General features: G+C 43.8%; 16 protein-coding genes. All 16 read right to left on the reverse strand.

Annotated elements, in window-relative coordinates:
* Window positions 1-127 precede the first annotated feature (127 nt).
* The 16 genes from NSS87_RS21065 to NSS87_RS21140 all read right to left on the reverse strand — a co-directional run bounded on the left by NSS87_RS21065 (window position 128) and on the right by NSS87_RS21140 (window position 18089).
* Complete coding sequence (locus NSS87_RS21065; protein WP_339242592.1) at window positions 128-1963, reverse strand: ABC transporter substrate-binding protein; 1836 nt, start codon at window positions 1961-1963, stop codon at window positions 128-130.
* 92 nt (window positions 1964-2055) lie between these two features.
* Window positions 2056-2952: a carbohydrate ABC transporter permease gene (locus tag NSS87_RS21070; protein ID WP_339242594.1), complete on the reverse strand. Its 897-nt coding sequence runs from the start codon at window positions 2950-2952 to the stop codon at window positions 2056-2058.
* Between the two features lie 17 nt (window positions 2953-2969).
* Complete coding sequence (locus tag NSS87_RS21075; RefSeq protein ID WP_339242595.1) at window positions 2970-3929, reverse strand: ABC transporter permease subunit; 960 nt, start codon at window positions 3927-3929, stop codon at window positions 2970-2972.
* A gap of 292 nt (window positions 3930-4221) precedes the next feature.
* Window positions 4222-5760 carry an MDR family MFS transporter gene (locus NSS87_RS21080; RefSeq protein ID WP_339242597.1) on the reverse strand — a complete coding sequence of 513 codons (1539 nt, stop codon included), beginning with the start codon at window positions 5758-5760 and terminating at the stop codon, window positions 4222-4224.
* A 45-nt stretch (window positions 5761-5805) separates the two neighbouring features.
* Entirely contained in the window at window positions 5806-6462 is a 657-nt protein-coding gene (locus tag NSS87_RS21085; protein WP_052404364.1) for a hypothetical protein, read from the reverse strand.
* Window positions 6459-7142 carry a hypothetical protein gene (locus NSS87_RS21090; protein ID WP_339242599.1) on the reverse strand — a complete coding sequence of 228 codons (684 nt, stop codon included), beginning with the start codon at window positions 7140-7142 and terminating at the stop codon, window positions 6459-6461. Before NSS87_RS21090 ends, NSS87_RS21085 begins: the two co-directional genes overlap by 4 nt.
* Before the next feature lie 11 nt (window positions 7143-7153).
* Window positions 7154-7798 (reverse strand): YhbD family protein, encoded by a 645-nt coding sequence (locus NSS87_RS21095; protein WP_339242601.1) that lies wholly within the window; start codon window positions 7796-7798, stop codon window positions 7154-7156.
* Between the two features lie 233 nt (window positions 7799-8031).
* On the reverse strand, window positions 8032-8463 hold the full coding sequence (locus NSS87_RS21100) for an HIT family protein (RefSeq protein WP_339242604.1): 432 nt from the start codon (window positions 8461-8463) through the stop codon (window positions 8032-8034).
* An 18-nt stretch (window positions 8464-8481) separates the two neighbouring features.
* A complete protein-coding gene (locus tag NSS87_RS21105; protein ID WP_339242606.1) occupies window positions 8482-9027 on the reverse strand; it encodes a hypothetical protein in 546 nt (181 codons plus the stop codon).
* A gap of 421 nt (window positions 9028-9448) precedes the next feature.
* Complete coding sequence (locus NSS87_RS21110) at window positions 9449-11296, reverse strand: fibronectin type III domain-containing protein (RefSeq protein WP_339242608.1); 1848 nt, start codon at window positions 11294-11296, stop codon at window positions 9449-9451.
* A 322-nt stretch (window positions 11297-11618) separates the two neighbouring features.
* Entirely contained in the window at window positions 11619-12227 is a 609-nt protein-coding gene (locus NSS87_RS21115; protein WP_052404365.1) for a 50S ribosomal protein L25, read from the reverse strand.
* 211 nt (window positions 12228-12438) lie between these two features.
* Window positions 12439-13404: an oligopeptide/dipeptide ABC transporter ATP-binding protein gene (locus NSS87_RS21120; RefSeq protein WP_339242610.1), complete on the reverse strand. Its 966-nt coding sequence runs from the start codon at window positions 13402-13404 to the stop codon at window positions 12439-12441.
* The gene (locus NSS87_RS21125; RefSeq protein ID WP_339242612.1) at window positions 13397-14380 is read right to left on the reverse strand and encodes an ABC transporter ATP-binding protein; all 984 of its coding nucleotides are present in this window, start codon (window positions 14378-14380) and stop codon (window positions 13397-13399) included. Before NSS87_RS21125 ends, NSS87_RS21120 begins: the two co-directional genes overlap by 8 nt.
* An 11-nt stretch (window positions 14381-14391) precedes the next feature.
* Entirely contained in the window at window positions 14392-15315 is a 924-nt protein-coding gene (gene opp4C / locus NSS87_RS21130; protein WP_339242614.1) for an oligopeptide ABC transporter permease, read from the reverse strand.
* A 16-nt stretch (window positions 15316-15331) separates the two neighbouring features.
* A complete protein-coding gene (locus NSS87_RS21135) occupies window positions 15332-16285 on the reverse strand; it encodes an ABC transporter permease (protein WP_339242616.1) in 954 nt (317 codons plus the stop codon).
* Between the two features lie 55 nt (window positions 16286-16340).
* A complete protein-coding gene (locus NSS87_RS21140; protein WP_339242618.1) occupies window positions 16341-18089 on the reverse strand; it encodes an ABC transporter substrate-binding protein in 1749 nt (582 codons plus the stop codon).
* Window positions 18090-18219 lie beyond the last annotated feature (130 nt).

An 18219-nucleotide genomic window follows, 5' to 3' on the forward strand; every position in this document is an offset into this window, starting at 1 on the left:
CTTCCTGTAAGCGTTCTATATATATATCAATGTGAGAATACCACATTTATCCTTAATTGAATAGAATAGGGCAGAACAGCCTCCACGCCACGCCGCCCCGCCCTATTTGTATTTTTCTAATCACACCTTATTTCACGCTTTTACGAGCCTCGAACAATTCCTCTGCCTTTTTAATCGAGAAATCCATAACTTCGGCATAGCCGAGACCATTCACCTTATCATGCATTTCTTTATTCAATTTGTCATATTCCGCTTGATCTTTAGCAAAAACCATTTTCCAAGAAATTTGTTGAATGACCGTACCAATTTGTTTGTTCTTTTGCTCCAGTGTTTTGTCCATCATCAATGGTTCTTTTCCAGTGAAGCCTTGTGGTGCTACGGCCAATAGATTATTTTTCTCAAAATACTCCTTAGGCGTCAGAACGCCCATCTTCGCTCTCCAGTCACTATCAAGCTTAGACGGATTACGCTCTAGGGTTGTCGTCCATAGATTGTGATCGTATGGCTCTTTGTTGTCTGGATTCACCATCGCCGGAACTACAAAAGAGAAGTTCATTTGATTAGAGCCGTAATAGTAGTCACCACCACCATATTCTGCAGGCACTTGTGTATTCTGTTGATCGGCATAAGCCTTCCAACCAAAGTCAGTCACGACAGGTTTACCGCTTGCATCCATATCCCAGGTTAGACCTTTAGGTCCGTTAGGCACCGCTGTTCCGCTTCCTGCAGAGATCATTGCACCTTCCGGAGTATACATCCAGTTAATAAATTCCATAATTCTAGCAGGTTCTTTAGCTTTTGCACCGATTGCTATAATACCGTTACCACCGTATACATTGAAGCCAGTGGAATACATCAGCTCATCCTTGAACGGAACTAATGCAAAACCTTTACCTTCTGCTGTTCTTTCCGGTGTATTGTAGTTTGCTGCCCCTAGCCACGGGAACCAAGAGAACAACAGACGACCATCCTTGTATTTCGCTACAACATCGTCGAATTTTTGTGTCATAGAATCTGGATCCACCAGACCCATTTGGTTAGCTTCAAAATACAGTTTAAGCGACTTCATATACCAGCTGTCTTCGGATAAGAAGTCATAATATTTCTCTTCGTCTGCTTTAACATATACAGCGGTATCAGGAATTTCGTCATAGCCCATCATGTTGGCGAACTGTTTCGCCAGTGTCATTTTATAGTTGCCGTCCCAGTCAGACCACATCGAGAAGGCATAGGTTTTCTTTCCTTGCTCATTTTTGGGTTCAAGCTCTTGCATTTTTTTCAGCACGGGCAGATAATCTTCAATTTTTGAAATTTCAGGTGCTCCGATTTGTTGGTAGAGATCAAAACGCAGGTCCGGCCCCCAAGTCATGTCTTTTCCTTCAGAAGGTCCGGAGGGATTTGAGGCTACATTGTTCCCGATGCCAAACACTGATGATCCACCGCCAAAAGCAACCTTTGCTTTCTCAATAGCTTTTGGGAACGTACTCGCAATGTCTTTTCCGTATTTATCCAGAAGTCCGTCTTGTGTCCAGTCTAAGAGAAGCTTTCCTTTGATCGCATTTGGATAATGGTTCTTATCATCACCGAAAATAATGATATCTCCAAGATCACCCGATGCCATCATTGCAGAGATTTTGGTATCTCCACCTGTCAGGTTTGAAGCAACAATGTCCATCTCAATATTGAACTTATCTTTGATGATTTTGGCAAACCACCCGGTTTGTGGACCCGCATAGTTAGCTGTTGTAGAGAATACGGTCAGCTTCAGCGGCTTGGAATGATCAAGTGCTCCGTCATCCGGTGCTGCTGTTTCTTCTGCCGGCGCATTCGTTGCAGCGGACGTAGGTTTCTCTGTGCTCGTGTTTTTACCCGAGTTAGCCGTATTATTCCCCCCGCCACATGCTGCCAGAACAAAGACCAGGATTACGGATAGCATGACAAGCGATGCTCTTCTTAGTCTCATTGCTTTATACCCTCCCTTTCAACTCTTCACATATAGTTCAACTCTGCGCCTAGCAGAGGAAAACCCCATTTCGTTACCGATTCGGTAGCTTATTAGCCCTTAACCGCACCGATCATAATCCCTTTGACGAAAAAGCGCTGGAAGAATGGGTAAACGATTAGAATCGGCAATACGACGATCATCGTTACGGTCATCCGTACAGAGGTTGGAGTCTGCATATTCGCTACACTAGCGGCCATATCTGGTGAATTACGAATTAAAGCTGCGAGCGAGCTGGACTCGTTCAAATAACGCCATAACAAGAATTGGAGCGTAAAGTACTTCGTATCTGTCATCAGAAACGCCGTATCAATAAATGAGTTCCACTGATTCACTGCGGAAAAAATCGTAATCGTAGCCAAAATTGGCGTAGTAAGCGGTACAATAATGCTCCAGAACACCCGCATGTAACCAGCGCCATCCATAGACGCTGACTCCTCAAGGGATGGAGGAATGGCCTCAACGAAGGTTTTGACCAAAATGATGTTGAATGGCGTAATAATCGTAGGCAAAATATAAGCCAGATAATTATTGGTCAGATGCAAATTGTGCATTGTAATATACCAAGGGATCAGACCTGCGCTAAAATACATCGTAACCACGACACTCCGGTACCAAATACTCCGGCCCCACATTTCCTTTTTGGTGAACAAATATCCTAAAAAAGCTGAAGAACCCACAGTAAGTAACGTCCCGACAACCGTTCTATACACAGAGACTGTTGCCGCATGTCCTAGACCACTGATTCTTAGCACCTTACTATAGTTATCAAAATGGATCTGTCTTGGATAAAATTTGATATACCCCGCTGCACTAAGATCATTCGAGCTGATCGTATTGATGAACAAATAATAGAATGGGTAGATGCATGACAGGGTGAACAATCCAAAGAGCGTATAGATCATAATCTGGAAGATAAGTTCTCCAGCCGTTAGTTTTTTCTTTCTCAAGTGGGATCACCCCTGACTTAAATGATAGATTCGTCACGCACCATCTTAGACAACGTGTTCGCTGCGAATAGTAGAATTACACTGACAACCGATTTCAACATGCTGACGGCCGTGGCAAAAGGAAAGTTGTTCGCGAAGGCGATGTTGTATACATAAAGATCCAGCACCTCAATAGAATCCTTATTCATCGCATTTTGAAAGGCAAAGTACTGCTCCATCCCGTTATTGACTAGATTACCTATGGAGAGCAGAAGCAGTACAAAAAAGGTTGGAATCAGACCTGGAATGGTGATATGCCAAATTTTGCGGAACCGACTTGCACCATCCACCTCAACAGCTTCGTACAATTCCTGATCAATGCCTGCGATTGCAGCAAGATAGAGAATGGCACCCCAGCCTAACGATTTCCACCAGTACCAAACGATCATCGTGACCCAAATATTTGAGCTGGAGGCTAAGAAGTTATACCCTTCATCTACCACTCCAAGCTGCACTAAAATGTGAGTGATGACACCGTTATCTACAGAGAACAACGAGAATGCCAATGCATATACCAGAATCCAGCTGATAAAGTTTGGAATCGTGGTTAGTGTCTGCACCAACTTGCGATACCAGCCTGACTTAATCTCAGTCAACATAATGGCAAAGATCACTGGAAAGATGGATGTAATTAATCCGAGTGAACTCATGGCAAGCGTGTTCTTCAGCACCCGCAGAACCTCTGCGGTCTGCGTCGGATTAGATACAATAGTCTTGAACCATTTCAAACCAACGTAAGGCGTGTCTGACAACGGTATTCCGGGAATGAAATCATAAAAGGCATAAATCCATCCGCTGATCGGCAGATAATAGAAAATAAAGGTGACAACAAGAAATGGAAAAGCCATGAAGAACAACTTATGTTTGTTCTTCATCTTCCAGCGGGATCGATGAACCGGATCGACGTTGGGAAGCAGTTCGCCAGCAGGTACCCCCATATCGGAATCTCCTATACCCAGATTTTGATTACGTTTTCAGAGTATCAGAATCTGAGCTTCTGGCGAGATAGAGAGCAGAACGTCTTATCAGGGAAACCGTCAGATACTTGTGAACCAAATTCGCAGTACAATCGACCATTTTCTACCTGCCTTGTGGGACTAGAGATACAGCGCATTTACGACTTTAGACAAAAAACGACCACCACTTAGGAAGTACCCGAAGTGGTGGTCGTTTTTTTAAATGTCTATTTTCACTGAAACATAATCAAACGAATATTATCTAGACTACATGCTAATGCCCAGACGCCTGAACATCCCCCTCCGCAGAGGCATCCATCTTCTGACGTCCCATATAGAACGAAGCCAATAACGCTAAAGCAGCGGGAATTACCGCCCAAGCAAAGGTGTTTACAATGGATGAGGATAACCCATCTGTAATCTTACCCAGAATTTCAGGTGGAATGAGCGCCCTAGTCTCAAGTGAGAGCAAAGCATGCGGATCTTTAAAATCCATAGCTCCCGCCGGAGCCGCTCCTCCACCATTAGCCGAGAGTAGCTTGGTAAGACTGCCTGAGAAATAGTGACTTTGAATGATACCGAAGGTGGTAATGCCTATGGTCATGCCCAGTGAACGAATGAAATTCAGCGTTGCGCTGGCAGAGCCACGTTGCTGTGCCGTCAATCCATGAATAGATGCCGTACTTAGCACTGAGAATGAAGCACCAATCCCTAGCCCAATTAAAATCATATATAAAGTAACAAGCAGTCGTGAAGCATCCGGCGTGAGTGTCGCTACAAGTCCAGTACCGATCACCAAAAGTGCGAATGTAGGAATCAGCAGGCTGCGGTAACTGGTTTTTGACATCAGAAATCCGCCCATCGTAGCTGTAACCACTGAGCCAACCATCATTGGCAGCAATACAAGTCCTGAATTTGTAGCTGATCCGCCCAATACCCCTTGAATAAAGATCGGAATATACACAGAAGCCACAATAAAGGCTGCACCGCTAAATAGTGCACAGATAATGCTCACCGCGTATAATCTTTTTTTAAACAAAGCAAAGGAAATAATCGGTTCTTTCGCTCTAGTCTCTACAACAAGAAACACTGCTGCAAGGATGGCAAAGGCTGCAAATAAACCAAGAATCATGGAAGAATTCCAAGCATACTCTTTCCCGCCTAGCTCCAGCGCAAACATTAAGCAAATGACTGAACCAAGCAGCGTACCCGCGCCCAACCAGTCAATGGGCTGTTTAGAATGCTCATGCGATTCTTTATAAAAGAATACGACCATCGCAAAAGCCAACAGTCCAAGGGGTAAGTTAATGTAAAATATCCACTGCCAAGCAATATGATCGGTAATATACGCCCCCAGTAATGGACCAAATATACTCGACAATCCAAATACTGCTCCGAATGCCCCGCCGAGCTTGCCCCGCGTCTCCAGCGGAACAGCATCAAACATGATGGCAAAAGCGATTGGCACCAGCGCCCCGCCACCAATGCCCTGAATGGCCCGGTACGCAGCTAACTGAGTTATTGTATCAGCCGTTCCACAGAGAGCCGAACCCGCCATGAATACGATAATTCCAAAAATAAAAAACTTCTTACGACCATACATATCAGACAGCTTGCCGAAAATGGGCATACCCGCCATCTCGGCTACGAGATAGGCTGATGTCACCCAGACAAATTTGTCCATTCCGCCAAGCTCCCCAACAATATTACCCATTGCAGTTGCAACGATGGTGCTGTCCATGGAGGCCATAAGAATTCCTAATAGGAGACCTGCGATTACAATACCCAGATTGGGCGATTTGGCAGCACTCATATGTTCCACTCCTCTTTTTCTCAAAAAATAACTATAAAATTGTCTTTAAATCTTCACTTGATGCTTCACTGTTGCGTGCTTATGAACTTCTAGTGTATCGCGGAATTCCACCGTTTCTATTTCACAATCCGGACCAATGATTACACGTTCTCCCCTCACCATACTAGCCTTTGTATTGACCAGATCAATAGCATCGCCTTCGATTAGCCCCGCTTCAAACAGTATTTTCGAAGTTGGCTTCATCATATGCAGCAGTCTTCCCGTTTTACTCTTCTTAATGGTTAAGATACTGCCCCCAACCTCCTTCGCACTACTTGGACCAAACAATTTAATCTCCAAATGCTCAGCGCTAAGTAATCCAGCTACGCTTAAGGCACCGGAAATTTGCAATTTTTCCCCTTCACAATCACCCTTCACATCCAAATTTCCGTAGAGATGAAGCTCATCGATTTTTACGGAGGCTGCTTTTATTTCACCCTGTCCACGTAAGGAATCCCCTTCAAGATTACCCTCGAGTGCAATTTCGCCAGTGATTTTCATTTGCTTCATATGCAGATTTCCAGCTATATTTGCATTTCCAGTCAGATTCATCTTTTCGCAATTCACATCTCCAGCGAATTTGCATTCTCCAGTGATCTTAACATCTTTAAAAGAACCACCGGCTGAAGATGTTGTTCCAATTATTTTCAGATTATCATTCACAGGGCCTTCTCCACCTTTCCAACCTTAGCCTCTGGATGCACTGTAATTTGTTCGCGATACTCTACCCGTCCGAGTGTACAGCCTGGGCCAATAATGACAATATTTCCTCTGATGATATCCGCAGTTGTATATTCTACATCTATAAAATCTCCCTCGATTGTTCGAGCACATAGCTCAGGCCGAAGTTTAGGGATGATTCCGCTAAACATCTTACTCCAAAACCCATTATTCACTTGCCGTATCACGAGGCTTTCCACACCAATTTCATTAGCCTTCCCTTGACTCTGCAGTTTGAAATCCACATGACCGGCACTTAGTAAACCACCAACACTAAAGCTACCTTCACCTACGAAATCCTCAAGCTCACAATCCCCTTTGATACTCACCATTCCGTTAAGGGTACAGCTTTCACCTCGAAAACTCTTACCTACATTAAGAACCCCATCTACCTTTAGGGTACCAAAACGCATATTACCCATCACTTTGATGACCCCGTTGCATTCTGCTTCTTCTGCTGCGAGATCATCATTCAAATTGATATGCCCATTTCCTTTAAACATTCGCGCCACAATCGGTCCGACTACTTTACCTACACCATCCATGTTTACGTTGTTGTAAGTACCTCCGGCCCCACCACTAACCCCGTTTATTATTAAATCAGGCAGCTGATTTTTGTCCATAACTCTTCCTCCTATTCAACAAGCTTGTAGGCAAGCTTACCTTTCAATTGTTCGATCAAATCTGCATATGTCATTTTACTGACTAATCTAACCCCTTCATCAAACCATAACTCCGCAGGTGCTTGTGCCAGAATGAAGGATGAAACCCCCATTTTCCGGACAAAAAACAACTCCCAGCTTCCACTCTCGAGCCTTGAAACTTTCTCCTGCAACGTGCGAAACAGAAGCTCCGCCTCCTCCATACTCATTTCCCCAGCACTAAGCAGGCGGTCTACGGCGAATAAATGAACGAGCTCCTCAAAAGTATATTTACTTTCATCACCGAGACTTTCTCCAAATTTCCTCAGCGTTGTTGTCGAAACAATGTTACGTTCTATAATTTCCTTAGCAGTTACACTCACCTTCTCAAAGGATGCCTTATCCGATAGCTTATCAGCCATTTCATCCAAAGAAAGCCCATCTTTCATATTCACAATGTTGTGAATTCGCGACAAGATCATCTCTTTAGGAAAAAAAGTCTCTTGTCCAGTAAAGGTAGATTTGCGAATAAACCATTCCTCGGGGATTAACTGCTTCCTTTTCCAGCGGTACAATTGCCCATATGAAATACCGGTTAAATCCAGCAGTTGCTTCTTCGAAATCAAATCATCTTCCATATGCGATCACTCCTCGAAAACATCGTAACATAACACTGTTACGTTGTAAATAAAACACTCCCCCTTAAATCTCCTACTGAAACAAATCATTGCATTAAAGTTTCCCTCCAAGATTTTACGACACAAGAAAAGAGTGAACCTCCGTCTAGAGGAGGATCTTCGCTCTTTTACCCGCACTGAATTCTTTGATTTAAGCTAGGCATATTAATTTATGACAAAAAGAGAAGGAGTCTTTATCGACTCCTTCTCTTTTCCTCACTTAATGTCTTCAGAATCTTTTTTTGGGTTTGGCTTAATCGTTTTTCAGCACCATGTGGGTGTAATGGTTCACCCCAGATAAATCCATCACCTTCGTACCTCGGAATGAGATGCATATGGTAATGGGTAAGGTCGTTAAACTTCCCTCCATCTTGACAAATTCTTATACCGTCAGGTTTAAACACGCTTTTCAAAGCAATTGAAAGTTTTTTCGAAGCATCCATGATAGCATAAGCAGTCTCTGACTCCATCTCTTCGACATCACAGTAATGCTTTTTGGGGAGGATTAGAGTATGTCCTTCATTAAAAGGAGCAATATCAAGCACACAAGTAATAAATTCATTTTCATAAACAATATTCAAGTCAGGTTCAATACCGTTAGCGATTCTACATCCTAAGCATTCCATGTACAGCAGCACTCCATCCTATTTATTTTCATTTACTACTTGTTGAGCAATGCTTAGAATTGTATCCTCATCCAAACTGTTGAACTTTAAAGTGATTGAACCTTTTGAAGTATTGAATGCTAAAAACGTATAATCATCTTTTTTTATTTTTTGCACCTGATTGCCGCTAATACCAATAATATCAGCATCATTCAAATCAACTTGATTATTGCTATAGGTTATTTCAATGAGTGTTTCTCCTTGATAAGGTCCGTAGATGATTTCTCTTTCATTGGACGCTTTTTGTTCCTTTGTTAACTTCTCCAGTTTCCCTTTGTTTTTCGTATATGTGACTAAAACTTCTTGATTATCTCCAATAAAGTTGCCTTGTTTGTCCTTTGAAGGGAATTTATGTTGTATATAACTAACTTCATATCCATCCAGTGTAGGGATACTAAATGAAGATCCTAATGCACTAACCTGCACCTGCGCTTTAGCTAATTCATCGTTGGAACCAGCCTTTTGACATCCTGATATTAAAAATATAATTGCAGCAATAAAAAATATAAATCCAGATTTGTTCATGAAATCACCTCTAATTATTTGAATTAATACCAATGGAAAACCTTGTTAGTTCGTAGATATACTTCAGTAACATTCCTCTTAATCCCCTTAATATCCCTAAATATGGAAGCACTATATATACGTTGTAAAAGTAAATTTGTTGCACTAAACCCCTCGTCCATTTCGACGATACCTTGGAATGATTCCGTTGGAATTTACTTCATTTCCTTCAAATCCAATGGGTAATCAACTCCTTACCATAGTGTCATCTTAATAGCAGAACAAACGTTCGTGAAACTTAAATATCAACAATATGATTTAACATAGCCTAAAACAAAGAAAAGAAAGCCCTCCCGAGCCAATACTATGGCATCTGGGACAGCCTTCTTCATTTTACTTGCTCTATCTACAAATCTTATTGTTCAAGTCTTTCATAATCTCACTACTGAACAAAAGTATAATGAGCTGAATCATATTGTGGGCCGGATTTCTCGTAAGTGAACCAGTACTCAATGCTGCTGCCAGCACTTAACCCACTCACAGTCTGTTTCCATGTACCTGAGCTGTTGGTCATCCGGTAATTAAGCTGTGGCCCCCCGTTAACCTTATAATGCACATCTACATAAAGAGCACTGGTCACAGGTGTAATATAAATGCTCGCTTCTGTTGAAGAAAGTCTCGTTACCCCTGCTGTAAAGTCAGCCGTCACATGATCACCGCCTCCGCTGCCTCCAGTGGGATTAGTAGTAACTGTTGCGGTATTACTAGCGGATGATAAATTACCTGCTGCGTCCGTAGCTTTTACTGTAAACGTATAGGCTGTGCTCGGAGTAAGTCCACTAACAGTTGCTGTAGTTCCCGCCACAGAGGCTACCTGCTGTGTTCCGCGATAAACGAGATATCCCGTTACACCAACATTATCAGTTGAAGCAGACCAGCTCAGGTTAACTGCTGTATCCGTCTTGCTGGTTACTGTCAGATTAGCAGGTGTAGTAGGTGCTATCGTGTCTCCAGTATTACCACCACCCGTCAAGTATTGCCCGGTGAATGGGTTAAATCGATGCAGGGATAGAATTAACCAACCCGTGCTGGACACGCAGTTTTGCTGCGCCATCACCCAATAGCTGTTGCTGGTCCCTTTCAGTGAGTACGGGATTCCCCCAAGCGAAGCGCCGCTTGTGCCTTGTTTTTTAATAATTTCAGTGTTAATGGCATCCGCTTTGGATACATTGCCTTGCATAAAGTAGGCGAGCGACATGAATGCGCTTCCTTCAAACCATACATCAGCACCCGTGTTACCGATTTGATTCCCGTTATCGTCATATGCGGGTAAAACTTCATCCGTCCAGTCAAAATCATAGCCGGTCAGCGTATTCCCAGCATCATTGTAAGTAAGCGTCTGCTTGTAACGCGGATTTGCAAGGGTCCCCGGGGTGCCGGAGGCATTTTCAACATAGGCTAAGCTTGCTCCATAGTTATGCGTTCCAGATACTCCTAAAGCCAGTACTCCCCATGGATTCACATCTAAAGGAATTTTAGGATCAATCAGATTCGTATCGTTTTTCCAGCCTCCCTTGAAGCGTTTGACACTGTCATCCCACACATAATTATCCAGGAAGGTTTTGACTCCAGTAGCTGCGCTATTGTATGTGGCAGCCTTTGAGGAATCCACTGAAGCATAATACTGTAGCACCCGGTAAATATCGATATTGTGCTCGGTTGAGCTCCAAGGCTCATCGGAGTTACTCCAAGCACTCCATCCTCCTGCGATACTGCCATTTGCTTTTTTATACTGTAAGCTCCAATCGAGCGCTTTGAGCGCCATCGGACGATATCGCATGTCATTATATTGCTTTTCATAAGCCATAGCTGCCATTGCCATCCATACAACCGGCCCCACATGTTTACGAATTTCTTCTCCGAAGCCATTGTTATACCAATAAGAATTCAGCCAGAAACCTGAAGGGTCCTGAATGTCTCGCATTTTGTTCAACACTTGCTCTGCCCGTGTCCGTTCACCTTTTACAATAAAGGTAATAGCTGCAACAGCTTGATCATACGTATATACAATCTGTTTGGGGTTGTTAGGTCCCCAGAAATCCTCAAAGCTATCTACCAAGCCTTCAAAAGCATATCCCACCGTTGCATCCTGCTGGGCCTTCAGCCAAACTAAAGCACGATTTGAAGCATCACTTGTGGCATCTGCACTCGCTTTTCCACCAAAAGGTAGAGCTACCCCAAGCACCAACAGACTTGTCATTAAGATCGAAAACAGCTTCCTCATCTTCATAACTTTCCTCCTCATAATCATGATGAACTGGGTAATGAGAGATCTTTGAAGCATAATACTAAAGCGTTTTCAAACAGCGACAACAGGAACTTTTGAATTCTTTACCATGGTAATTGTCCTCATTTTCAGCCTTCACGGCCAATTCGTCAACGATTTTCTGTAAAATTTTAACTAAATGAGGCGAAACAACCATAAATCCCATTTAAGAAACTATACGAAAGACCGCACTTATTTTATTAATTCGTGTTCACGAAGACAAAACAAAAAGAGCAGACAGCTCCTATGGTAGGATTCTATCTGCTCTTATGATTTAATAACTATTCTATTCAGCTTTATCTTCACCAGAAGCTTCGACTGCAGCTGGTTCAGCAGCATCTTCATCGGTTGGCTCTTGAGCTGCTGGAGGTGCGATCCGGACAATCAAAGTGTCCTCAGGCGTCAATACTTCCCAGCCTTCATGCTTCGGAAGATCAGACACCAGCAATTGGTCACCAATATCTAGTCCACTGAGATCCACCTCAAAGGATGCCGTTAATTTATCTGGAAGTGTGCGAATATCCAGCTCATGCAATTCAATTTGCTGCACGCCGCCACTCTTCACACCTACTGGATCACCTGTAAAGTGGAATGCCACTTTTGTATCCAATTTAGCCTTCATATCAATTTGTTGAAAATCAATATGCAGCAGTTGTTTGGATACTGGCTGGCGCTGGATTTCTTGGATGACAACGTTCTTTTTACCCGAGTCTGGTAATTCCAAGGTTAATACTGCCCGAGGGTTATTAGCCAAAATCCCGGTAATTGTCTTAGCATCCGCTGTAAAGGACTGGCTATCTGAACCTGCACCGTACACGACTACCGGTACAAAGCCTTTTCTGCGCTGTGAAGAAGTCGAGCCGGATCTTTCTGTCAAACGTACTGTTGTATTCACGATGATTCCTCCTAAGTAGGGATTTTATACTAGATCGATTAGATATGTACGTCTAACCTAACCACTCTCTAATTACCCCATTAACCTGGCTTTGAAACCCTTAAAAACTTTTTGAGCACAGGCAAAAATAAGGTCAAATTGTATTATTATACAATTCAACTTTAATTATTCAAGACTTAGGAGCGAATCGTCATTATATCTTTGACAGCTATTAGACTAAATGACAAGCTACAAAATGGTTATTGCCGGCATCCCGGAATACCGGGATTTCAGATCTGCAAACCTCTTGTGCATAGGGACACCGGGTATGAAATTTACAACCGGAAGGCGGGTTCACTGGGCTCGGAATATCCCCCTTAAGGACAATTCTTTCCCTTTTCAGCTTGGGTATAGGTATTGGAACAGCTGATAGCAATGCCTTGGTATACGGATGGAGCGGATTCTTAAATAATTCATCTCTAGAAGCCGTCTCCATCATAGATCCCAGATACATAACACCGATTCTTGAACATAAATGCTCAACCACACTCAAATCATGAGAGATAAACAAATAGGTTAGCCCACGGCTCTGCTGCAGTTTACTGAATAAATTAATAATCTGTGCTTGGATGGATACATCCAAGGCCGAGACTGGCTCGTCTGCAATGATTAGCTCAGGATTCAGCACAAGCGCACGCGCGATTCCGATCCGTTGTCGCTGTCCTCCTGAGAATTCATGCGGGAAGCGATCAATATGATAAGAGGATAAACCACATGCCTCAAGCGCCTCAAGCACCCGATCACGAACCTCTGATTTTGAGCATAAGCCATGATCCAGTAAAGCTTCTCCGATAGCATCACCTATGCGGACCCGAGGGTTAAGTGAGCTATACGGGTCTTGAAAGATTAGCTGCATTTGGGGTCTGAGATTTCGCAATTCAGCGGGAGACAAAGAATGAATGTCTATCCCTTTGAATTTGATCTCGCCTGCCGTTTTATCCGTTAGCCGTAAAATCGTCCGTCCGACCGTACTCTTTCCGCTCCCAGATTCTCCTACAAGCCCAAACGTCTCCCCTGGCTGAAGCGTGATGCTAATATCATCAACGGCTTTTACATGCCCAACCGTGCGGTTAAGCAATCCCTTGGTAACAGGGAAATATTTCTTCAGATGATTGACCTCAAGCAATGCCTCAGGCATGAACAACCGCCTCCTCATACAACCAGCAAGCTACCTTTTGTCTGCTGGCCACTTCTTTAAGCTGGGGCTGCTGGCTGACACATACAGGCATGCAATGCTCACAGCGGTCATGAAAATAGCAAGAAGGTACCAGCTCAAGCGGATTTGGTACTTGGCCTGGTATGGAATACAGCTCATCCTGCCGCTGATTGATAACTGGCTTCGATTTGAGCAGCCCTTTCGTATAAGGGTGTTTGGGATTGTTGAACAATTCAACAACCTCCCCCTCCTCCACAATCTTTCCGGAGTACATAACAATCACGTAATCGGCCATCTCCGCGACTACACCCAGATCATGGGTGATTAATAGAATAGACATGCCGGAGCTGTCTTTAATTTCACGAAGCATATCCAGAATTTGTGCTTGAATCGTTACATCCAGCGCCGTTGTCGGTTCATCTGCAATCAATAACTTTGGACTGCATGCGATAGCAATAGCGATCATTATCCGCTGCAGCATCCCTCCACTTAATTCATGTGGATAACTATCAGCAATTTGCTCAGGTCGTGATAAGCCTACCTGTTTTATTAGTTCAATCGCCCGGATACGCGCCTGCTTCTTATTCATCTTCAAATGCACGATCAACGGCTCCATAATTTGTTCACCGATCTTGATTACAGGATTAAGGGAGGACATGGGCTCCTGGAAGATCATCGCGATCTCGTTGCCACGGATGGCTCGCAGTGTGTTTTTGTCCATTTGCAACAAATCTTCACCCTGAAAATCAATTTTGCCATGGGCAACCTTGCCCCCCGGCTCTTCAACAAGACCCATGATGGACATTGCAGTTACACTTTTGCCGCAGCCCGATTCTCCGACGATACAGACCGTCTCTCCTTCACGGACACGGAAGCTTACATCATCAACGGCTTTCACTTTCCCTTCTTCCGTGAAGAAGTATGTACTTAGACCGTCTATATTCATTAAATCACTCATGTGAGGGTCACCTACCTCTTCTGTTTAGGATCAAGTACGTCCCGGAGTCCGTCACCAAAAATATTGATCGCGATTACTGTCGCGAAGATGGATAGCCCAGGCGGAATCCACAGCCACGGCCGATCCTTGAAGTCGATCATATTATTCGCTGCATCAATCATATTGCCCCAGGTTGGCGTTGGCGGCATAACACCTAGCCCAAAAAAGCTAAGAACCGATTCACTCAGAATAGCGCCACCGATGTTGAGCGTTGCCATAACGATCAGCAGCGGGATAATGTTCGGCAGCAAATGGTTAAATAATTTACGCCGATCCCGAAGGCCTAATACTACAGCTGCTTGCATAAACTCACGTTCTCGCAGACTAAGCATTTGCCCCCGTACCATACGCGCCATACCTGGCCAGCTCACAATGCTGAGCATAAGCATAACGATATACATCCGGTAGTCCGTTGGAATCTTCCACTCTGATAATAATGCTCCAAAAATAAAAAGCAGCGGCAAACTCGGAACCGTCAATAAAAGATCCGCAATCCGCATTATGATTTGATCGGCGATTCCGCGGTAATACCCAGCTATGGCTCCCAAAAGGGCCCCGATGAACACCGAAAGAACCATTGATGCCAGTCCTACGGTTAGTGAAATGCGTCCTGCCTGCATCACCCGGGTCAAAATATCTCTGCCCAGCGCGTCAGTGCCAAGCCAATGCTTCATATTAGGGGCCTTGTTCATCAGTGCCATATTAATTTTGTTATCCGTATAGGGAGAGAACAGAGGACCAAGAAAACAAAGCGCAAACATAAAGATCACTACCACAAACCCGGATACCGCCAGCTTGTTCTTCAGCAACCTCCGAAGGGATTGCCGGAATAAAGAGGATTTTCCTTTGGTGGTCTGTGGTTTCGAGATACCCGCTACATTACTTTGAACTGCCACGTCAGCTTCCTCCTCTCTATAGCCGAACTCTAGGATCGGCAATCCGGTACAAAACATCCGAAAGCAACGTTCCTATGACGGTAAGTATGGCAATAAACATCGTAAAGCCCATCAGCAAAGGATAATCCCTAAGTCCGAAGGACTGCATATACAGTTGGCCAATCCCAGGCCAATTGAATATTTTTTCAATAATAAGTGATCCGCCAAATAGTGCTGGAAGCTCGAAACCAACCAGTGTAATTGCGGGCAGCAAGGCATTACGTAAGGCGTGTGTAAATAGCACCTTTCGTTCTTTTAAGCCTTTGGCACGGGCGGTGCGGATATAATCCTGTTTTAAGACATCGATCATATTACTGCGGAAATAACGGGTGAGTGAGCCCAATCCAAGTAGAGTCATAACAACAACCGGAAGGGTCATATGCGTTACAATCTCCTTAAAATACGCCAGACCCGTAGCATTACTACCTGTCGTGATTATTCCACCCGGAGGGAGCCACTTGAGATCGACGGCCAGGATTTTGATCAGGAATAAGCCTATAAAAAATGACGGCAGCGACATTGCTGCGAATATAGCGATCATCACGAGTGTATCGAACCAGGAATATTGCTTATAAGCTGAAATCACACCAATAATAACTGCAATCACCCACGTCAGAAACGTGGAAACGGCAGCCAGTAAAAAGGAATTCCAAATATAATCATTAAAAAGCTGCAGCACAGGCTTTTGTTGGGCTAAGGAATACCCGAAATCGCCATGCAGCGCATTCTTCATCCAGATTCCATAGCGCTCAAGCATCGGCTTGTTTAAGCCGTAAATCTCACGCAGCTCAGCTTTACGTTCTGCAGTCAATTTGATATTTCCGGTTATGAAGTCTCCGGGAGTTGAAGCATACAGGCAGAAGATCAATAATGATGCCGCAAATAAGATAATGACCATGTACAACAGTCTTTTCGATAAATAAGCGCTCATGACAGACTCCTTATGATTTGTCCCCTGCTCATCAGAGCAGGGGACACTGGATTATTTATTTTAGGCTCCAAGTTGGCAGACTGCCAGCAAGACCGATGAACGGGCTGACCGATAGATTCTCAATACGTCCGTTATAGGCGTATACAGTCTTTTTGTAACTTGTGAAAATAATAGGCAGTTCATCATTGAAGAGCTGATACAGCTCTTTGTATACCGCTTTGCGTGCTTCAATATCAGTAGTAGCTAAGGCTTTATTGTATAGCTCCAGGAATTTCGGATTGTCATAATCCGTGATTTCTCCATCGAAGAATTGCATAAACCCGTCAGCCGGATCAGTCAACATACTAGTGGAGAAGGATACGAGATCGTAGTCCCCGCCTTCTACCTTAGATACCAAAGAGTTAAAGTCTGCAAAAACCTCAGGCTGGAAATCGATACCCAGTGCTTCAAAATTCTCTTTAGCTACAGCAATGAAAATATCTGTATTTTTGCTCTTAGAGCCGAGGTAGTGAATGGTAAGCGGTTTGCCATCTTTTTCACGGATACCACCCGCGCCTACTGTCCAGCCTGCTTCATCCAGCAATTGTTTTGCTTTTTCCGGATCATATTTGTAAGGATTAATGCCTTCCTCCGTGTAAGACCAAGAGATAGGGGATGCCGGGATGTTGGCAATTGAGCCTGCACCCTGCGCTGCATCTACATAAATACTCTGACGATCCAGACCGTACACAATGGCTTGACGTACAAGCTTATCCTTGAGCTGTTCATGCTTCAGATTGACTTGCAAATAACCATAGGTACTTGGAGTGTAAGGAATAATATTCACAAAACCGAGCGCTTTCAGCTTCTCGATATTCTCGTCTGTCGCACTAAAAGAAGCGTAGTCTACCTCACCTGTTTCTACGAACTGCCATACATCGCCTTCCGTAGTTTTATAAATGAAATGCTCCGTCTTTGGTTTACCTTTGAAATAATTCTCATTCGCTACAAAACGCACTTCTTGCCCCGGAATAAATTTCTCCAGCTTGTAAGGTCCATCTCCAAGTGGCTTCTCATGCAGCTTCTTGATGTATTCAAGATCTCCAAATTTATAGTCCTTGCCATAGTAAGCTTTCGACAGAACATTCGAGCCGAGCTGTACCAGCGCTGTTGCGTTTGGTTGCTCAAGCGTCACTGAGATCGTCTGTGGATCAATCACTTTAATCCCTTCTATCGCTGTAGAAGTACCTTCTTTATAGGCTTTGCCGCCTTTAACATTTAGTGATGGGAGCTGTGAGCTACCGTCATACGATTTGTCGTATTGTATCGTCCAAGTAAACGCTACGTCATCCGCTGTCAATGGTGAACCGTCGCTGAATTTTAGATCTTTTCTCAAGTGGAACGTGTATGTAAGCTGATCATCCGAAACATCCCAGCTCTCTGCAAGCTCTGGTGTTGGAACGCCTTTATCGTCTACAGTTACGAGAGAAGCGTATAGCAGTGAAGATACATTGCCATCATAACCACTTTGCTGAAAATACGGAGTAAAAGCTCCGCTTGGGTCCGTTAACCCTACGATAATGGTGTCTGTACGTTTCTGTGCAACTGCTGGAAGTTTGGACAAATCGGTTGCGGTAAAAGGCTCGCTTAGCGCACCCGCAGGAACAGGCTCTGCCGGAGTTGTTGCTTCCACATTGGTTGAATTGGACCCTGCAGCCGCATTGTTACCAGACGAGGATTCGTTATTACTGTTGTTAGCGCAAGCAGAAAGTAACAGTGAACCCGTAAGCAGTAATGAAGTGATTACAATCGCATTTTTTCTCATGTACCTATCTCCCTTTTCTCTCTAATAGAATAATAACTATAATTCCTACCTGTTAAGTATGAATAACTTCTGATGTTCATTATAGAAAGGTTTTCAAGTTCTGTAAAGAGAGAACTTGAAAAAAATTCTC

Origin of the sequence: Paenibacillus sp. FSL F4-0243 (genome assembly GCF_037963295.1) — a bacterium.
Lineage (GTDB): Bacteria > Bacillota > Bacilli > Paenibacillales > Paenibacillaceae > Paenibacillus_AQ.

Excerpts from the sequence above, each read along its gene's own strand:
- NSS87_RS21125 (WP_339242612.1), bottom strand. The coding sequence starts at position 14,380 with ATGAGTGATTTAATGAATATAGACGGTCTAAGTACATACTTCTTCACG.
- NSS87_RS21135 (WP_339242616.1), bottom strand. The coding sequence starts at position 16,285 with ATGAGCGCTTATTTATCGAAAAGACTGTTGTACATGGTCATTATCTTA.
- NSS87_RS21095 (WP_339242601.1), bottom strand. The coding sequence starts at position 7,798 with ATGGAAGATGATTTGATTTCGAAGAAGCAACTGCTGGATTTAACCGGT.
- NSS87_RS21140 (WP_339242618.1), bottom strand. The coding sequence starts at position 18,089 with ATGAGAAAAAATGCGATTGTAATCACTTCATTACTGCTTACGGGTTCA.
- NSS87_RS21080 (WP_339242597.1), bottom strand. The coding sequence starts at position 5,760 with ATGAGTGCTGCCAAATCGCCCAATCTGGGTATTGTAATCGCAGGTCTC.
- NSS87_RS21065 (WP_339242592.1), bottom strand. The coding sequence starts at position 1,963 with ATGAGACTAAGAAGAGCATCGCTTGTCATGCTATCCGTAATCCTGGTC.
- NSS87_RS21105 (WP_339242606.1), bottom strand. The coding sequence starts at position 9,027 with ATGAACAAATCTGGATTTATATTTTTTATTGCTGCAATTATATTTTTA.
- NSS87_RS21120 (WP_339242610.1), bottom strand. The coding sequence starts at position 13,404 with ATGCCTGAGGCATTGCTTGAGGTCAATCATCTGAAGAAATATTTCCCT.
- NSS87_RS21110 (WP_339242608.1), bottom strand. The coding sequence starts at position 11,296 with ATGAAGATGAGGAAGCTGTTTTCGATCTTAATGACAAGTCTGTTGGTG.
- NSS87_RS21075 (WP_339242595.1), bottom strand. The coding sequence starts at position 3,929 with ATGGGGGTACCTGCTGGCGAACTGCTTCCCAACGTCGATCCGGTTCAT.
- NSS87_RS21090 (WP_339242599.1), bottom strand. The coding sequence starts at position 7,142 with ATGGACAAAAATCAGCTGCCTGATTTAATAATAAACGGGGTTAGTGGT.
- NSS87_RS21100 (WP_339242604.1), bottom strand. The coding sequence starts at position 8,463 with ATGGAATGCTTAGGATGTAGAATCGCTAACGGTATTGAACCTGACTTG.